Genomic DNA, 14,002 nt, shown 5'->3' with positions numbered 1-14,002 from the left:
CTTAGCGAAACAGCGTGCTCCAGATGATATTGCGCTGAATCTCGTCGGACCCGCCGAAGATCGTCGCGGCCCACCAGTAGAGATATTGCGTCGTGCGCCCCGCCGCAGCCGGTGGCGCCCCGCCAACCAGCGGCGCGGCGTCTTTGGGACCGAACCGCGGAGCCACCTGCGGCCCGAGGATCGCCATCTCCAGGTCGGCCGCGCGGAGCAGATAGGCGGCGCCAAGGATCGAAATCGCCGAAGCGGCAGCGCCGAGCACGGGCCCCTCCTCCCCCGCCAGAACTCGCAGCACCGACCATTCGAGCGCATCGACATCGATCGCCAGTCGCGCATGGCGGCGGCGATATTCGCCAGCTTCGGCCGCAGGCAAGCCGCGATTTAGCTCATCGTCGATCAACTTCGGGATACGCGCCAGATAGCGCCGTAACATGCCCAGATAGGCATTGTGCGTGCGCTCGTGCCCGAGCAGATATTTGGCTTGCGTCCAGCCCGTGTTGGGCTCGCCGATCAGATAACGGGCGGGGACACGAACCTCCTCGATGAAGACCTCGTTTACATGCGCATCACCGTCGATCGTCTCAATCGGTCGGACCGTCACACCGGGCGCGTCCATCGGCATGATGATCATCGACAGCCCGGCCTGTGGTTTCACGTCGGGATCGGTCCGCGCGAGGCAGATCATATAGTCGGCCATATGCGCGTCGGTCGTCCAAATTTTCTGCCCGGTGATCACATAATCGTCGCCATCGCGCACCGCGCGGGTGCGCAGACTGGCGAGGTCGGAACCCGCCTGCGGCTCCGAAAAACCCTGACAGAACCAGCAATCGCCCTTCAGCATCGGCTCCAGGAATTCCTGCTGGAGCGCTGGACTGCCGAATCGGCACAGCACCGGGCCCGCCATCGACATCGCGATCAGGCTATATTCCGGCGCGTTGGCGAGCCCGCATTCGAGTTCGAAGATATAGCGCTGGATCGGCGACCAGCCGGCCCCGCCGAACTCGCTCGGCCAGTTGGGCGCCGCCCAGCCGCAAGCATGGAGTTTCTGCTGCCACGGATGGACGGTAGCGCGCTTGTTATGAAAGCCCATCGCCTCGCGCCATGCCAGTTCAGGCGGCAACTCGGCGGCAAGGAAGGCGCGAACTTCGGCGCGAAACGCCTCATCCTCGGGCGAGAATACGAGTTTCATGACGCCTGTTCCTTTTCGAGCACTTCCCCCGCCGCGATAAGCCGGAGCTGATCCTTGCGAACCTTGCCCGAAGCCGTTTTCGGGAGGTCTCGCACTAGCATCAGGTGCTCCGGCGTTTTCTGGCGCGCCAGCCCGGCCGCGCTCACCAGATCGATCACATCGCCAAGGTCGATCGACGCATCGTCGGCGGGAACGATGAACGCGCAGATCGCCTCGCCGGTGCGCCGGCTCGGCATCGAAACGACCGCAACCTCCGCAATCAGCGGTGAAGCGAACAACACATCTTCGATCTCGCGCGCGCTGATGTTTTCGCCCGCCCGGATGATCAGATCCTTCTTGCGGCCGGTGCAGACGATATGATCTCCCTCGACGAGACGGCCGAGGTCGCCTGTTCGAAAGAAGCCTTCGTCGTCATAAGCGTCTTCGTTGTCCTCGGGGCGTGCATAGCCAAGGGCCATGCTCAGTTCGCGCGCCAGTATCTCGCCCTCGCCGTCCGGCCCGGCATCGACGATCTTCACCTCGCAATGGAGCAGTCGCCCGTCGGTTTCGGCCGCCAGGCGCAGGCCGTCCCGCGAAGCCGGGCCCGCGGTCATCGTCGGCACTTCGGTTGCACCGAAGGTGCGGAAAGGGATGCAGTTCGGAAACTGCCGCGCGGCATCGAGGATCAGCTCGGGCGGGACCGATGCCCCGCCGCACAAGAAGTAGCGCAGCGACGGAACGGCTTCATTGCGCACACGGGCGACGGCGAGGAAATCCTGCAAAAACGGGGTCGCGCCCAGCATGAAGGTGCAGCGGTGCGCCTTCACCAGATCGAGCGCGCGCTCGGGTTCCCAAATATCGACCGTCACCGCAGGGACGTCGATGATCCAGGGTCCGTTGAGCGCCCACAGGAAGCCGCTGACATGCGTAACAGGCGACGGCGAGAAGGTGACGTCGCTGGCGCCGAGCGCCATCGCCGCGGCCATCTTGATCGAATCCGCACCGATGCTGTTGTGCGAATGCAGAACGCCCTTGGGCCGTCCGGTCGTCCCCGACGTGTACATGAGCAGTTTCACCGCATCGGGATCGACCTGCCGCGCGGTCGTGAGCGGTTCCCCGGCGAGGATCGCATCGAAGGTCGGACACCCCTCGGCCGCGCCGCGGACAATGATCACTTCGGGTGCGGCGGGAAGGTCGGGGGCGATCCGCGCCATCATCGCGGCATAGTCGAAACCGCGGAAAGTCGCGGGAACGAACATTAGTCGGCTGCGCGATTCGCCCAGCATGAACGTCACCTCGGCGTCGCGATTGATCGGGACGATCGGATTGACGACCACCCCCGTCATCGCCGCAGCCAGGTTGATGACCGAACATTCCCACCAATTGGGCAGCTGGAAGGAGACGACCTGTCCGGGGGCGAGTCCGATGGCATCGAAATAACCCGCCAACCGGCAGGCCCGATCATGGAGATCGCGGCACGTCAGCGCATGATCACCATCGAACAGCAGGACGCGGTCGGGGGTCGCGGCGACCCTGTCCGCGGCAAAATCGGCAATGGTGCGATTGCTCCAGTCGCCGTCGCGGACCGCCCGCCGGGCGCGCTCGGGATCCCAGCGGGTTTGCCACCCACCCGTATCCCGACGGAAGCCGGCTGCACCGATCATGTCCGACCCCGATCAGCCATGAAGGCGTCGCGTCGCGGTGCGGTCAATCTCCGCGCGCCCTTCCGCCACAAAGGCCCTGCGGCTTGCAACGACGGGCACGTCGGCCAGCGCCTCGACCACATGCGCCGACAGCGGGGCCGCGCGAGCGTCGGGACGGTGAAAGCGGATGTCGCCATCGCCGGACCAGGCCCGGCTGTAGTTCCAACGCATCACATTCATCATTGGGTGGTCGACGTCTGGCGTCTCTCCATCGCCCGGGATCAGTTTCCAGCCGTACGTCCGCACTGCCTCAGCGCTCTGATTCACACGCGCGAGCGAGTCGTCCGACAGGGGATGCAAGCCGGAAACCCGGCCTTCCATCAAGACGGCGTCATACTCGCTCGCCCGGAAACGACAGCTATCGCCTTCGCGCTCGATCGCCTCCATCGTCGCGGGCAGTTTCGCAAAGCCCATGAACTCGCGGCCGCTGATCAGGGCCCCTGGCTCGGTCACCCACATGACCGGAGCGAAGCCCGCCGCACGGTGATTGTCGCCATGCAGCGCACCGACCGAGACGACGATTTCGCGATAGCCGCGGCCACCCAGATAATCGACATCCTGATAGTCGATGCGCGTGACGGTGACGACCGGCGGACCGGCGGGTTTGAAGAAGCGCGGCATGAGGCGCTCGGCAGCCTCGACCGTCGTTTCGAAGCTGATCGACACGACCTCGGCAAAGGGCACCACGCTGCGGTCGGGCACCACGCTCGGGCCGAAAAGTGCAGGCATATCAAATCGGTGAGACACGAAAACGAGGCTCCTGCAGGCCATAATCCTAGAGTGTCGCGACCATAATCCAGGGGCTTCACCGCTTCTTGGCTGCGCGCGACATTGACCTGACATCCCGCGACCCTCGCCGCCGTTGCAGGGCAGTTTCGAAGCACGCATCGCGGCAACATCCTTCTATGTTTCCTGTCGGGCAATATCTTGATTTTTGACGACAAAGAGCAGATGATTCGCGTCGTAACGGAAAGCGGCGAATCTTCGCAAACGACTGTCCGGACAAGAAATGATTCCCGAATCGGGCGTCTGGGAGAGCAACATGGCTAGCACAGCGAAGCTACTCGAAAGCGATCACGACGATGCCGGCGTAAAGTCCGCGCTGGTTCGCGCGGATATCCTGCGCCTTTATCCGGAGGTCGTCTGTCGGCTGGGCGGCGACCCCGAGCCACTGCTGGCAAAAGAGAATATCTCGCCCGAGATTTTCAGACAGACGGGCGCAATGATCTCATACCGGCGGGCGATCCGCCTGCTCCACCGCACCGCGATCGAGTTGGAGCGCCCCGACTTTGGAATGGCCTTTGCGGCGCATCAGGGGGGCACCGCGGTGCTGGGTCCGCTGGAAGTCGCGATGTCGCACGCGCCGACGCTGGGCGATGCCTATCGTTATTGCGCCGAGCATCTGCGCACATACAGCCTCGCGACCGAACTGACGCTTGAGAACGAGCGCGGCAGCGGTCGCCCCTTTATCCGCTGGGAAATCTGCCTCGATCGCCTGCCGCATCAGGAGCAGGCGATCGAACAGGGTATGGCGCTGATGCATCATGCGATCCTTGCGCTGTCGGGTGGATCGGTACGTGCGCGCGAGGTCTGGTTCGGCCACGACTATATTTCGGCGCCGACGCGTTACGCCCAATATTTCGGCGCGCGGGTCGAAATGAACGCGCCTTTCAATGCGATTTTTCTTAACCGCGCTGACCTTTCTGCGCCGATCGCGAACCGCAGTCAGCAAATTTACGATATGGCGACATCCTTTATCGACACGCAGTTCCCCGATTCAGCACGGCCTTTGTCGGGCCGCGTCCGCTCGGTCGCGGCCCGGCTCTTGTCGCGCGGCGGCAGCCTCCACATCGACGTCGCATCTGCCATCGGCATGCACCCGCGCACCATGCAGCGCCGGTTGAGCGAAGAAGGCGTCAGTTTCGAGGATATCAAGGACGAGGTCCGTCGCGAGGCGGCGATCCGCTACCTTGGCCAACCGACGATACCGCTGACGCGCGTCGCCGCGATGCTGGGCTACAGCGAGCCTTCGGTGCTGACGCGTAGCTGCCACCGCTGGTTCGGTGCCAGTCCGCGCAAGTTCCGCAAGGACATCGCCGCGGACGTCGAATTATAGAGGCTAGCCGGCGATCAGCCGCTTTCCCTGATCGACCGCGGCGCCGAGGCCGCCGGTCGTCGTCGCGCGATATTCGCGGGTGAAATGCGAAAGCTCGTGCGCGGTGAAGTGCGCCTCCAGCGCGGCGCGGAACCCGGCCACATCCTGACTGTGGTTGAGCGATCGCTTGGTCAGCCTGATGCCGAATGGCGGTGCCTCGGCGATGCGCGCCGCGAGCGCCATGCTGGCAGCTTCGAGTTCGGCGACCGGCGCGATCCGGTTCACCAGCCCGATTTCTCGCGCTTCTGCTGCGGTCATCCGTTCGCCGGTGAATAGCATTTCCTTCGCGCGGCGGAGCCCCATCACCCACGGGTGGATGAGTACCTCGACCGAGGCCGCGCCCAGGCTGTGAACCACCGGATCGGCAAAATAGGCGTCGTCCGACGCCACCACCAGATCGCACATATTCGCCATCATAAACGCGCCAGACACGCAAGCGCCTTGTACGCGGGCGATGGTCGGCTTCGGGCAGTCCCAGATCTTCAGGCACAAGCCATAGAAGTGCTTTTCTTCGTAATTCCAGCGATCCTCGACCGACAGGTCGGCGCGCTTCTCCTCGCCTTCTCGCAGGTCATGTCCCGCCGAAAAATGGCCGCCGATGCCGCCAATGACGATGACCCGCACCAATGTGTCCGTCGTGGCCGCATCGAGCGCGGCCTCGATCTCGGTCAGCATCAACTGGTTCTGCGCGTTGCGTTTGTCGGGACGGTTTTGTTCGATTTCGGCAACGGCGCCAAGCTGGCTGTATTTCACAAACTGATATGACATGGATTGCAATCCGTCAGAGGGGATCGAAAGCGATTTCGAGCCGACTGGGACCAAAGGCAAAGAAATGAGCCTGCCATTCAACGCCATCCTTGCCCCGCGCCAGCCGCAGGTTCTTCACGCGTTGGAGTAAGCGATCGATCGTGACCCGTAGTTCGCCGCGCGCGAGGAGGTTTCCGACGCAGAAATGGGGACCGACGCCGAAAGCGAAATGCCTGCGGGCGTTCGTTCGCCGGATGTCGAAGCGGTCGGGATCGGGAAACACGTCGGGATCACGGTTACCGGCGCCGAAGCGCAGCACGATGATCGAATCCTTAGCGATCGGTACACCGCCGATCTCGGTGTCGCGGGTAGCCCGCCGCCACAGACCTTGCACCGGTGTTGCCGTGCGCAGAACCTCTTCGATGAAATTGGCGATCAGCGAAGGATCGGCGCGAAGCTCGTCCTCCAGTCCGGGTGTCGTCGCGATCCGGTGCAAGGCGCTCGCCAGCGCGCCAACGGTGGTGTCGCTTCCCGCCGGCAGCATCTGCTCCACGATCTGGATGATCTCTTCGATCGACAGGCCTTTCCCATCAACCTCGGCATGGACGAGATCATTGAGGATGCAGTGTCGCGGCGTCGCGCGATATTCCTCGATCCGCTCGACTAGAAACTGTTGCAGTTCGCAGATCGTGTGCGTGATTTCGACCTGCCGCTCCTCGCCGTTGTTCGGATCGGCTTCTTGAACGATCGCATCGGCCCAGCGCTTGAAGTCGGCAAAGCGCTCGCGCGGCAACCCGATCTGGTCCGAGAGGACATGATTGGGGATTTTGACCGCGAGATCATAATAGAAATCTGTCGCGCCCAAATCAATGATCTGGTCGACCATCTCGTCCACCACGCCCGACAGATACTCCTCCATCCGCTTGACACTCGAGACGGTGAAAACCTTATCCACGAGAGAACGGTGAAAGCTGTGGATTGGCGGATCGGCGACGACCAGCGCGGTGACCGGCAGGTAGCCCTTATCGCGGTAAATAGCGTCGATGCGTTCCTGATAAGGCGCGGTCTTGACGAGCAACTGTCCGGTCACACTCGAAAAAGTCGCCGTGTCCATCGCAGCCTTGCGAATATCGTCATAGCCGGTGACGATGTGAAAGCCGTTCGACTTATCGTAATACACGGGTCCCTGCGCGCGGATCTCCTCATAAGCCGCGAAGGGGCAACGCTGAATATCGGGGTCGTTGAAGCTGATATCCCGCGTCACACCTTGCTCCTTGTCAATTGCCATTTCCGTCAGAAATCATATCCGACGGTAATGCCGAACTCGCGCGGTTCCTCATAGGTCGCGCGCGCCGCGCCTGCAGAAATGGTGGTAGAACTGAACGACTGGGCATTGGTCAGGTTGCGCACCCACAAGGCTATTCGCAACCCGCTATCGTCGGGCTTGTATGCGATCTCGCCCGCAACCCGGGCATAGGCGCCCTGAACAAGTAGGTCGAAAGCATCATAGGGCAGATATTTGCTCGAATAATGGACGCTGGGGGTAATCGTCAGGTCGCCGTTGCCGACCCGCCCGGTATAGGTGACGCTGGCCACGGCGCTGACCTTTGGCGCGCGGACCAGCCGCTGGCCGCTGACATCGGCGACGACCGAGGGAAGGCCCCCCGCAGTGATGATTGGCTGATAACCCGCCGCGTTCGGGAAGCTGCGGAAGTCGGCCTTGGGCATCCACGAAACGCCTGCGCGGGCGGTCAGCGACGACCCCAGATCGGCGGTGCCGTCAAATTCGAAGCCGAAGATGCGCGCCGACGCCGCGTTGGTCGGAATGATTGTCGTCCCGGTAAAAGACTGGATCTGCAAATCCTTATAGTCGTAGAAAAAGGCCGCGAGGTTCAGCGTATAGCCAGGCTGTGCCGTCTTGTAGCCGACCTCGTAGGCGGTGACCTTTTCGGGGTTCACCGGATCGCCGACGGTCAGGATCGGCAGGATGCCGCTCTTGAAGCCCTTGCTGAAGGTCGCATAGATATTGCTGCGCCCGTCGAGCGCATAGCGAAGCCCGACGCGGGGCGTAAAGCTGTCCCAGCTGGGGTTAGCGAAATTGTCGAGCGGCGAGCCGAAGAAGCTGATGTACCCCTTCTTCTTTTCATAGCTGTAGCGCAGACCCGCTGTCAGCGTCAGTTGTTCGGTCAGGTCGATATCGGCCTGTGCAAAAATGCCGAACGCCCGCGTCTTGACGCGCGTCGTCGCGATCAGCAGCGGATTGTAGACGACGTCCGGTGCACCGGGCTCCGCGCCGCCGCTGAAGTCGCTGATGACCCCCGACAAGTCACCATTGCTGCTGAAGAAGTTGGCGCCGACAACGAATTTGACCCGCCCCATCTGTTCGGACGTGAACAGGACGTCCTGGAGGAAATTATCATTGGGCTGGGTATCGGCAAACGCGATGCAGGCAAAGGTCATCGGGGCCGCAGCAAGGCACTGTGGCGAATAGGAGGCGTCGACATCGACCTGTTCGCGGTGACGGCTGAGCGTATAGCTGGTCGTCGACGTGATTGTTCCCGCACCGGTGTCGATATCGATCTTCAGCGCGCCACCGTAATTTTTGATCTCGGTCAGCGGATCGGGCGCGTCATAGGCATATTGGTAGGGGCGCGTGCCGAACACAGCGTCGGGATAAAAGGCACCGGCGGTCAGGCCGTTCACGGGCAGGCCTGCGCTGCCATGGTCGCTCTTGCGATGCATGTAATAGCCGCTGAGCAGGATCGATACATTCTCGCTCGGAGTGAAGAGCAGCTTGCCACGCAGCGTGACCGACTTCAGCCAGTCCATGCGGTCGGAGCCATAGGCCTCTTGAATCGCGGCAGGCAATCTATCATAGACGATATTCGTCGAATAGCCATCGACGTTGCGATAGGCGAAAGACAGGCTGGCGGCGAGCTTGTCGGCGATGATCGGCCCGCTTACATAGCCCTTCACTCCGAGGTCGTAGGACGAACGGCTCGGGCCCGCCCCGTCGTAAAGGCCGGCGGTCGCCGAAATGCTGCCCGTTGGGGTGAAGCTGGGCGCTTTGGTGAAAATCTGGATCGCCCCCCCCGTCGAATTGCGTCCGAACAAGGTACCTTGCGGTCCCTTCGACACTTCGATGCGTTCGACGTCAGGCAGGTCGATAGAGGCACCCGCCTGGGTGCCTTCGTAAACGCCGTCAATATAGAGGGCGATCGGGTTGTCCGATCCGGGACCGGTGACCAGCGTGGTGATACCGCGCAGCGCCGGCTGGACGAAATTGCCCTGCGCCTGAAAGGTCAGTCCTGGGGTCACCGCGCCGAGATCGCGCAGATTGTCGACCCCGGCGGTTTCGAGTTGCTCACCGCTCTGGACGGTGACCGAGATCGGCACGTCCTGGAGCCGTTCGGCGCGCCGCTGTGCGAGCACGATGATCTCGTTGCTGTCGCGAACGGTCTCCGCAGTTTCTGCCGGCGGTTCAGCGACCTGGGCCCAAGCGGGCGCGGTCGACGACAGCAAGGCGAGCGCCACACTTCCGAGTTTGAACGTCATATATTCTCTCCCCAACCGAGCTCTTCTTTTGGTCGCTCTTTGTGAACTGCAATCCGCGAATAATGAATTTCCCGCACACCGCGCGTCTTTATCTTTGACGACAAAATCCCGATTGCAGGCGGCCGGTGTCGCTCTTGGCGCGGCTGGATTTTACAACCACCGCCGTGCAGCTTTCCTTGTCGTTCCGAGCGCAAAAATTGTCGCGACCCGTCAAGATAGGCTCCACGCGCCCACTCTAATGTCGTCATCAGTCAAAGAGGTTTGAAACATGCAGGACGATCTGACCGAAATTTTGCACCACCAGCGGATCCGGCAAGTGCTGGAACGTTACTGCCGCGGCATCGACCGGCTCGACGCCGACCTTCTGAACAGCGTCTATTGGGACGATGCGAAGGACAACCACGGCATCTATAATGGCCCGGCGCGCGGGTTTGCCGAATTCATCCTCCCCTATATGCAGGAGCACTGGACCTCCACCACGCATGTCATCGGGCAATCGAACATCGAGGTTAGCGGCACACGCGCCGCCGCCGAAACCGTCTTCGTCGCGCATCATATCCGCGCTGATGGCGATGGCATCGCCGATGACGTGGCGGGCGGCCGTTATGCCGACGTTCTCGAATACCGGAACGGCGAATGGCGCCTGCTGGATCGCGTCGTGGTCATGGACTGGGTTTATACCCATGCCGGTCTGGCAAGCGGTGGGATCGATCCCGGCGTCTTTGTGGTCGGCCAGCGCGACGCCGCCGACTTTGGCTACCGCCCATATGCACGGCTTCGCGACAAAGGAATCTGAACCGCATGACCAACAGAACCGGGCCCGACGCAGCAACGCTCGTGTCGATCTATCGGCGCATGGCGCTGATCAAGGCCAATGACGAACGGTCGCGCAAGGTGATCATGACCGGCCGCCTCGTGATGCCCTATTATTCGCCGCGGGGTCAGGAAGTGATCCCCAGTGCGGTTTCGGCCAACCTCAACGACAGCGACTATATCTGCACCATCTATCGCGGTACCCACGACATGCTCGCAAAAGGCGTGCCGTTAAAGGATCTCTGGGCCGAACTCGCCGGCCGCGTGACCGGGACATGCAAGGGCAAGGGCGGCCCGATGCACATCACCCACCCGAAATCGGGGGTGATGGTGACCACCGGGATCGTCGGCAGTTCGATGCCCATCGCCAATGGCCTCGCCTGGTCGTCGCAGCTCAAAGGCGACGGTCGGGTCACCGTGGCGTATTTCGGTGACGGCGCATCGAATATCGGCGCATTTCATGAAGCCCTCAACCTCGCATCGGTTTGGAAACTCCCCGTTGTCTTCGTGTGCCAGAACAACGAGTGGGGCGAGCACACCGCCTATGCAAAAGCGACCTCGGCGCCGCGCGTGGCGGACCGCGCAGCCTCCTATTCGATGCCGGGCATCCGGATCGACGGCAACGACGTCATTGAAACCTATGCGGCGGCGCGCGATGCCATCGAACGCGCCCGCGCCGGCGGCGGCCCGACGCTGATCGAGGCGATGACCTATCGCTTCCATGGTCACATCTTTGGCGATGCCGACGCTTACATGAATCCCGAGCGCAAGCAGGCGGCGATCGCCGCGGACCCTGTTCCCCGCTTTCGCGGATGGCTGATCGAACAGGGTCACGCCGACGAGGCCGATCTTGCCGCGATGGAGGCCGCCATCGACGCCGAGATCGACGCAGCGATCGATTATGCGCTCGCGAGCGATTTCCCCGATGTCGCCGAACTTGGCCGCGATGTCTTTGCGGCGGAGGCGGCATGATGGGTGGCATCACGATCCTCGAAAGCATTAACCGCGCGCTCGCCGATGCCATGGAAGCCGACGAAACGGTGCTGATCTTGGGCGAAGATGTCGCCGACCCCGAAGATGGCGGCGTCCTCGGCGTCACCAAGGGACTCTCGACGCGCTTCGGCGATCACCGCGTCCGATCGACTCCGATCGCCGAGCAGGCGATCGTCGGGGCGGCGATCGGCGTGTCGCTCGGCGGGTTCAAGCCTGTTGCCGAGATCATGCTGATGAACTTCACGACCGTCGCGATGGACATGATCGTCAATCATGCTGCAAAGCTGCGCTTTATGTCGGGTGGGCAAACCAATGTTCCGATCGTGATCCGCACGATGACCGGCAGCGGCTTTGCGAACGGTGGTCAGCATAGCGATTATCTGGAGGCTTGGTTCGCGCATACTGCGGGAATCAAGGTCGTGGCGCCCTCGAACCCGAGCGATGCTTATGGCCTGCTCCGCAGCGCAATCGACGATCCCGACCCGGTGATCTTCATCGAGAATCTTCCGACATATTTCACCAAGGGCGAGGCGCCAAAGAGCGGTCATCGCGTGCCCATCGGCAAAGCCAGTGTCGTGCGCGAAGGTAGCGACGTGACGATCATCGCCTATGCGAAGATGGTGCAGGAAGCCGCCGCGGCGGTCGAAGCGCTCGCGGGCCGGGGCATATCGGCCGAATTGATCGATCTGCGCAGCATCGCCCCTTGGGACCGCGAAACCGTGCTGGCATCGGTGAAGAAGACCGGACTGGCCATCGTCGTGCACGAAGCGGTGACACCGTTCGGCGCGGGGGCCGAGATCAGTTCGGTTATCCACGAAAATCTGTTCGACACGCTCAAGGCGCCCGTTCGGCGGCTCGGTGCCGCCTTTTGCCCCGTTCCGTTCTCCCGCCCGCTCGAGGCCGCCTTCGCCCCCGATGCTGCCGCCATCGAAGCCGCGGCTGCGAAGCTACTGGCCTAAAACCAAAAAAGGAAAATCCCTCCATGGCAGTCGAAGTTTTGTTGCCCAAAATCGGTTTCTCGATGAACGAAGGCGAGTTGGTCGAATGGCTCGTTGCGGACGGCGGCCAGGCTGTCGAAGGCGAGCCGCTCTATGCCCTCGAAAGCGAGAAATCGACGCAAGAAGTCGAGAGCCCGGCAACTGGGACTTTGCGGATCCACGCCGCGATCGGCGAGACCTATCAGGTCGGCGCCATCCTTGCGGTCATCGAATAGATGGGTCGGCTCGACGGTAAGGTTGCCCTGATTTCCGGCTCCGCGAGCGGCCTCGGCGCAGCTGAGGCCGAACTCTTCGCCCGCGAAGGCGCCCATGTCGTCGTCGGCGATATCCAGATCGAGGCCGGGCAAAGCGTCGTCGGCCAGATCACTGCTGCGGGCGGCGCAGCTGCTTTTACCCCGCTCGACGTTACCAGCGCCAAAAGCTGGCAGCAGGCCGTGCGCTTCACCGTCGAACGCTTTGGCCGCCTGACCACGCTCGTCAACAACGCCGGTATTTTTCGCATGGGCGGGGTGCGCACTACTACCCCCGAAACCTGGTCCGATGTGATCGCGGTCAACCAGACGGGAACGCTTCTCGGCATGCAGGCGGCGGCGCCGGAACTCCTCAAGGCAGGGGGCGCCGCGATCGTCAATATCGCGTCGATCTATGCAATCACCCCCAGCCCCGACGCCCTATCATACCATGCCTCGAAGAGCGCGGTTCGCATGATGAGCCGCGCCGCTGCGCTCGAATTCGCCCGGCAGGGTATCAGGGTCAACACGATCCTGCCCGGCAGGATCGATACGCCAATTGCCGGCAATATCGCACCCGAGCAGCTGGCGGCGGTCAACGCCCGCATTCCGATGGGCTGGACCGGCGATCCGATCGATATTGCACATGGCGTCCTATATTTCGCCTCTGACGACGCCCGTTATGTTACGGGTGCCGAATTGATCATCGACGGCGGCTGGTACGCAGGCGCCGGGTCGATGATCGACGCGCCGAGACCGGAAGGAAACTAGATGGAAATCGACGGCGTAGCCGCCATCGTTACGGGCGGTGGATCCGGCCTCGGCGCAGCGACCGCAAGACTGCTGGCGGCGCGGGGTGCGAAAGTCGCGATCTTCGACCTTAACGCTGTCGCCGGCGAAAGAAACGCAGCCGAAGCCGGCGCATTCTTCGCGGAATGCGACGTCACTTGCGAAACGAGCGTGAAAGCGGCGCTGGATGCGGCAGAGAGCAGAAATGGCATCGCCCGCATCCTAGTCAATTGCGCAGGAATCTCCGACCTGATCCCGACCGTCGGCGAGGATGGCGTTCCCCATCCGCTCCACGATTTCCGGCGGATGATCGACATCAACCTGACCGGTACCTTCAACACGCTATCCCAATTCGCCGCCAGACTGTGCGCAACTGACCCGATCGGCGAAGAACGCGGGGTGATCGTCAACACCTCGTCGATCGCCGCCTTCGACGGCATTTCCGGACAGGCGGCGTATAGCGCCTCGAAGAACGCGATCGTTGGAATGTCGCTGCCCATCGCGCGCGATTTGGCTCCGCACAAGATCAGGATTGTTGCTATTGCGCCGGGCACGTTCCTCAGTCCGATGGTTGAAGCATTACCTCAACTGTATAAAGACGCGCTCGCCGCGGGCGTCCCGCACCCCAGCCGGCTAGGCCGTACCGAAGAATTTGCGCGCTTTGTCGAAGCTATAATCGCTGCTCCAATGGTAAACGGCACAAGCATCCGCCTCGATGGCGCCGCTCGACTTCAGTAGCTTCGGAAGGCTCAATTCATTGCAAGACTAGGAAACTCTACAACGAATGCAATGAAGCCAGAACGCAAATTGCCCACGGAATGACGCCTTCGGTCATATGAAAAGTCTGGCCGGAA

13 protein-coding genes are annotated in these 14,002 nt (G+C 62.2%); 7 read left to right on the top strand and 6 right to left on the bottom strand.

What is annotated here, in order from left to right; translation table 11 throughout:
• Position 1: 1 nt before the first annotated feature.
• From CVO77_RS18490 to CVO77_RS18480, 3 genes are read right to left on the bottom strand one after another with little or no spacing between them, the layout of a single operon-like run.
• Positions 2-1,186, bottom strand: coding sequence for an acyl-CoA dehydrogenase family protein (locus CVO77_RS18490; RefSeq protein ID WP_106000330.1), 1,185 nt, complete (start codon positions 1,184-1,186; stop codon positions 2-4).
• Complete coding sequence (locus tag CVO77_RS18485; RefSeq protein WP_106000329.1) at positions 1,183-2,829, bottom strand: AMP-binding protein; 1,647 nt, start codon at positions 2,827-2,829, stop codon at positions 1,183-1,185. Before CVO77_RS18485 ends, CVO77_RS18490 begins: the two co-directional genes overlap by 4 nt.
• 12 nt (positions 2,830-2,841) lie before the next feature.
• The gene (locus CVO77_RS18480; RefSeq protein WP_158258129.1) at positions 2,842-3,597 is read right to left on the bottom strand and encodes an acetoacetate decarboxylase family protein; all 756 of its coding nucleotides are present in this window, start codon (positions 3,595-3,597) and stop codon (positions 2,842-2,844) included.
• 313 nt (positions 3,598-3,910) lie between these two features.
• Between CVO77_RS18480 and CVO77_RS18475 the strand changes: the two genes are divergently transcribed.
• Positions 3,911-4,984 carry an AraC family transcriptional regulator gene (locus tag CVO77_RS18475; protein ID WP_158258128.1) on the top strand — a complete coding sequence of 358 codons (1,074 nt, stop codon included), beginning with the start codon at positions 3,911-3,913 and terminating at the stop codon, positions 4,982-4,984.
• 3 nt (positions 4,985-4,987) lie between these two features.
• Here the strand turns inward: CVO77_RS18475 and CVO77_RS18470 are convergent, their stop codons facing one another.
• The 3 genes from CVO77_RS18470 to CVO77_RS18460 all read right to left on the bottom strand — a co-directional run bounded on the left by CVO77_RS18470 (position 4,988) and on the right by CVO77_RS18460 (position 9,325).
• Positions 4,988-5,878, bottom strand: coding sequence for an enoyl-CoA hydratase (locus CVO77_RS18470; protein ID WP_242446010.1), 891 nt, complete (start codon positions 5,876-5,878; stop codon positions 4,988-4,990).
• Positions 5,805-6,884, bottom strand: a complete 1,080-nt coding sequence (locus CVO77_RS18465) for a cytochrome P450 (RefSeq protein WP_158258127.1) — start codon at positions 6,882-6,884, stop codon at positions 5,805-5,807. The genes CVO77_RS18470 and CVO77_RS18465 overlap by 74 nt, the downstream gene beginning before the upstream one ends.
• Before the next feature lie 179 nt (positions 6,885-7,063).
• Positions 7,064-9,325 (bottom strand): TonB-dependent receptor, encoded by a 2,262-nt coding sequence (locus CVO77_RS18460; protein WP_106000324.1) that lies wholly within the window; start codon positions 9,323-9,325, stop codon positions 7,064-7,066.
• A gap of 268 nt (positions 9,326-9,593) precedes the next feature.
• Between CVO77_RS18460 and CVO77_RS18455 the strand changes: the two genes are divergently transcribed.
• From CVO77_RS18455 to CVO77_RS18430, 6 genes are read left to right on the top strand one after another with little or no spacing between them, the layout of a single operon-like run.
• Positions 9,594-10,121 (top strand): nuclear transport factor 2 family protein, encoded by a 528-nt coding sequence (locus CVO77_RS18455; protein ID WP_106000323.1) that lies wholly within the window; start codon positions 9,594-9,596, stop codon positions 10,119-10,121.
• A 5-nt stretch (positions 10,122-10,126) separates the two neighbouring features.
• Entirely contained in the window at positions 10,127-11,110 is a 984-nt protein-coding gene (locus tag CVO77_RS18450; protein ID WP_106000322.1) for a thiamine pyrophosphate-dependent dehydrogenase E1 component subunit alpha, read from the top strand.
• Positions 11,107-12,090, top strand: coding sequence for an alpha-ketoacid dehydrogenase subunit beta (locus CVO77_RS18445; RefSeq protein ID WP_106000321.1), 984 nt, complete (start codon positions 11,107-11,109; stop codon positions 12,088-12,090). Before CVO77_RS18450 ends, CVO77_RS18445 begins: the two co-directional genes overlap by 4 nt.
• A gap of 23 nt (positions 12,091-12,113) precedes the next feature.
• Positions 12,114-12,344, top strand: a complete 231-nt coding sequence (locus CVO77_RS18440) for a biotin/lipoyl-containing protein (protein WP_106000320.1) — start codon at positions 12,114-12,116, stop codon at positions 12,342-12,344.
• Complete coding sequence (locus CVO77_RS18435) at positions 12,345-13,130, top strand: SDR family NAD(P)-dependent oxidoreductase (protein ID WP_106000319.1); 786 nt, start codon at positions 12,345-12,347, stop codon at positions 13,128-13,130.
• Complete coding sequence (locus tag CVO77_RS18430) at positions 13,131-13,886, top strand: SDR family NAD(P)-dependent oxidoreductase (RefSeq protein ID WP_106000318.1); 756 nt, start codon at positions 13,131-13,133, stop codon at positions 13,884-13,886.
• The last annotated feature ends 116 nt before the right edge of the window (positions 13,887-14,002 follow it).

Origin of the sequence: Sphingopyxis lindanitolerans, from assembly GCF_002993885.1 — a bacterium.
Classification (GTDB): Bacteria; Pseudomonadota; Alphaproteobacteria; order Sphingomonadales; family Sphingomonadaceae; genus Sphingopyxis; species Sphingopyxis lindanitolerans.
This window is presented reverse-complemented; position numbering and strand designations above follow the sequence as displayed.

Excerpts from the sequence above, each read along its gene's own strand:
- CVO77_RS18490 (WP_106000330.1), bottom strand. The coding sequence starts at position 1,186 with ATGAAACTCGTATTCTCGCCCGAGGATGAGGCGTTTCGCGCCGAAGTT.
- CVO77_RS18485 (WP_106000329.1), bottom strand. The coding sequence starts at position 2,829 with ATGATCGGTGCAGCCGGCTTCCGTCGGGATACGGGTGGGTGGCAAACC.
- CVO77_RS18480 (WP_158258129.1), bottom strand. The coding sequence starts at position 3,597 with ATGCCTGCACTTTTCGGCCCGAGCGTGGTGCCCGACCGCAGCGTGGTG.
- CVO77_RS18475 (WP_158258128.1), top strand. The coding sequence starts at position 3,911 with ATGGCTAGCACAGCGAAGCTACTCGAAAGCGATCACGACGATGCCGGC.
- CVO77_RS18470 (WP_242446010.1), bottom strand. The coding sequence starts at position 5,878 with ATGGCGTTGAATGGCAGGCTCATTTCTTTGCCTTTGGTCCCAGTCGGC.
- CVO77_RS18465 (WP_158258127.1), bottom strand. The coding sequence starts at position 6,884 with ATGGACACGGCGACTTTTTCGAGTGTGACCGGACAGTTGCTCGTCAAG.
- CVO77_RS18460 (WP_106000324.1), bottom strand. The coding sequence starts at position 9,325 with ATGACGTTCAAACTCGGAAGTGTGGCGCTCGCCTTGCTGTCGTCGACC.
- CVO77_RS18455 (WP_106000323.1), top strand. The coding sequence starts at position 9,594 with ATGCAGGACGATCTGACCGAAATTTTGCACCACCAGCGGATCCGGCAA.
- CVO77_RS18450 (WP_106000322.1), top strand. The coding sequence starts at position 10,127 with ATGACCAACAGAACCGGGCCCGACGCAGCAACGCTCGTGTCGATCTAT.
- CVO77_RS18445 (WP_106000321.1), top strand. The coding sequence starts at position 11,107 with ATGATGGGTGGCATCACGATCCTCGAAAGCATTAACCGCGCGCTCGCC.
- CVO77_RS18440 (WP_106000320.1), top strand. The coding sequence starts at position 12,114 with ATGGCAGTCGAAGTTTTGTTGCCCAAAATCGGTTTCTCGATGAACGAA.
- CVO77_RS18435 (WP_106000319.1), top strand. The coding sequence starts at position 12,345 with ATGGGTCGGCTCGACGGTAAGGTTGCCCTGATTTCCGGCTCCGCGAGC.
- CVO77_RS18430 (WP_106000318.1), top strand. The coding sequence starts at position 13,131 with ATGGAAATCGACGGCGTAGCCGCCATCGTTACGGGCGGTGGATCCGGC.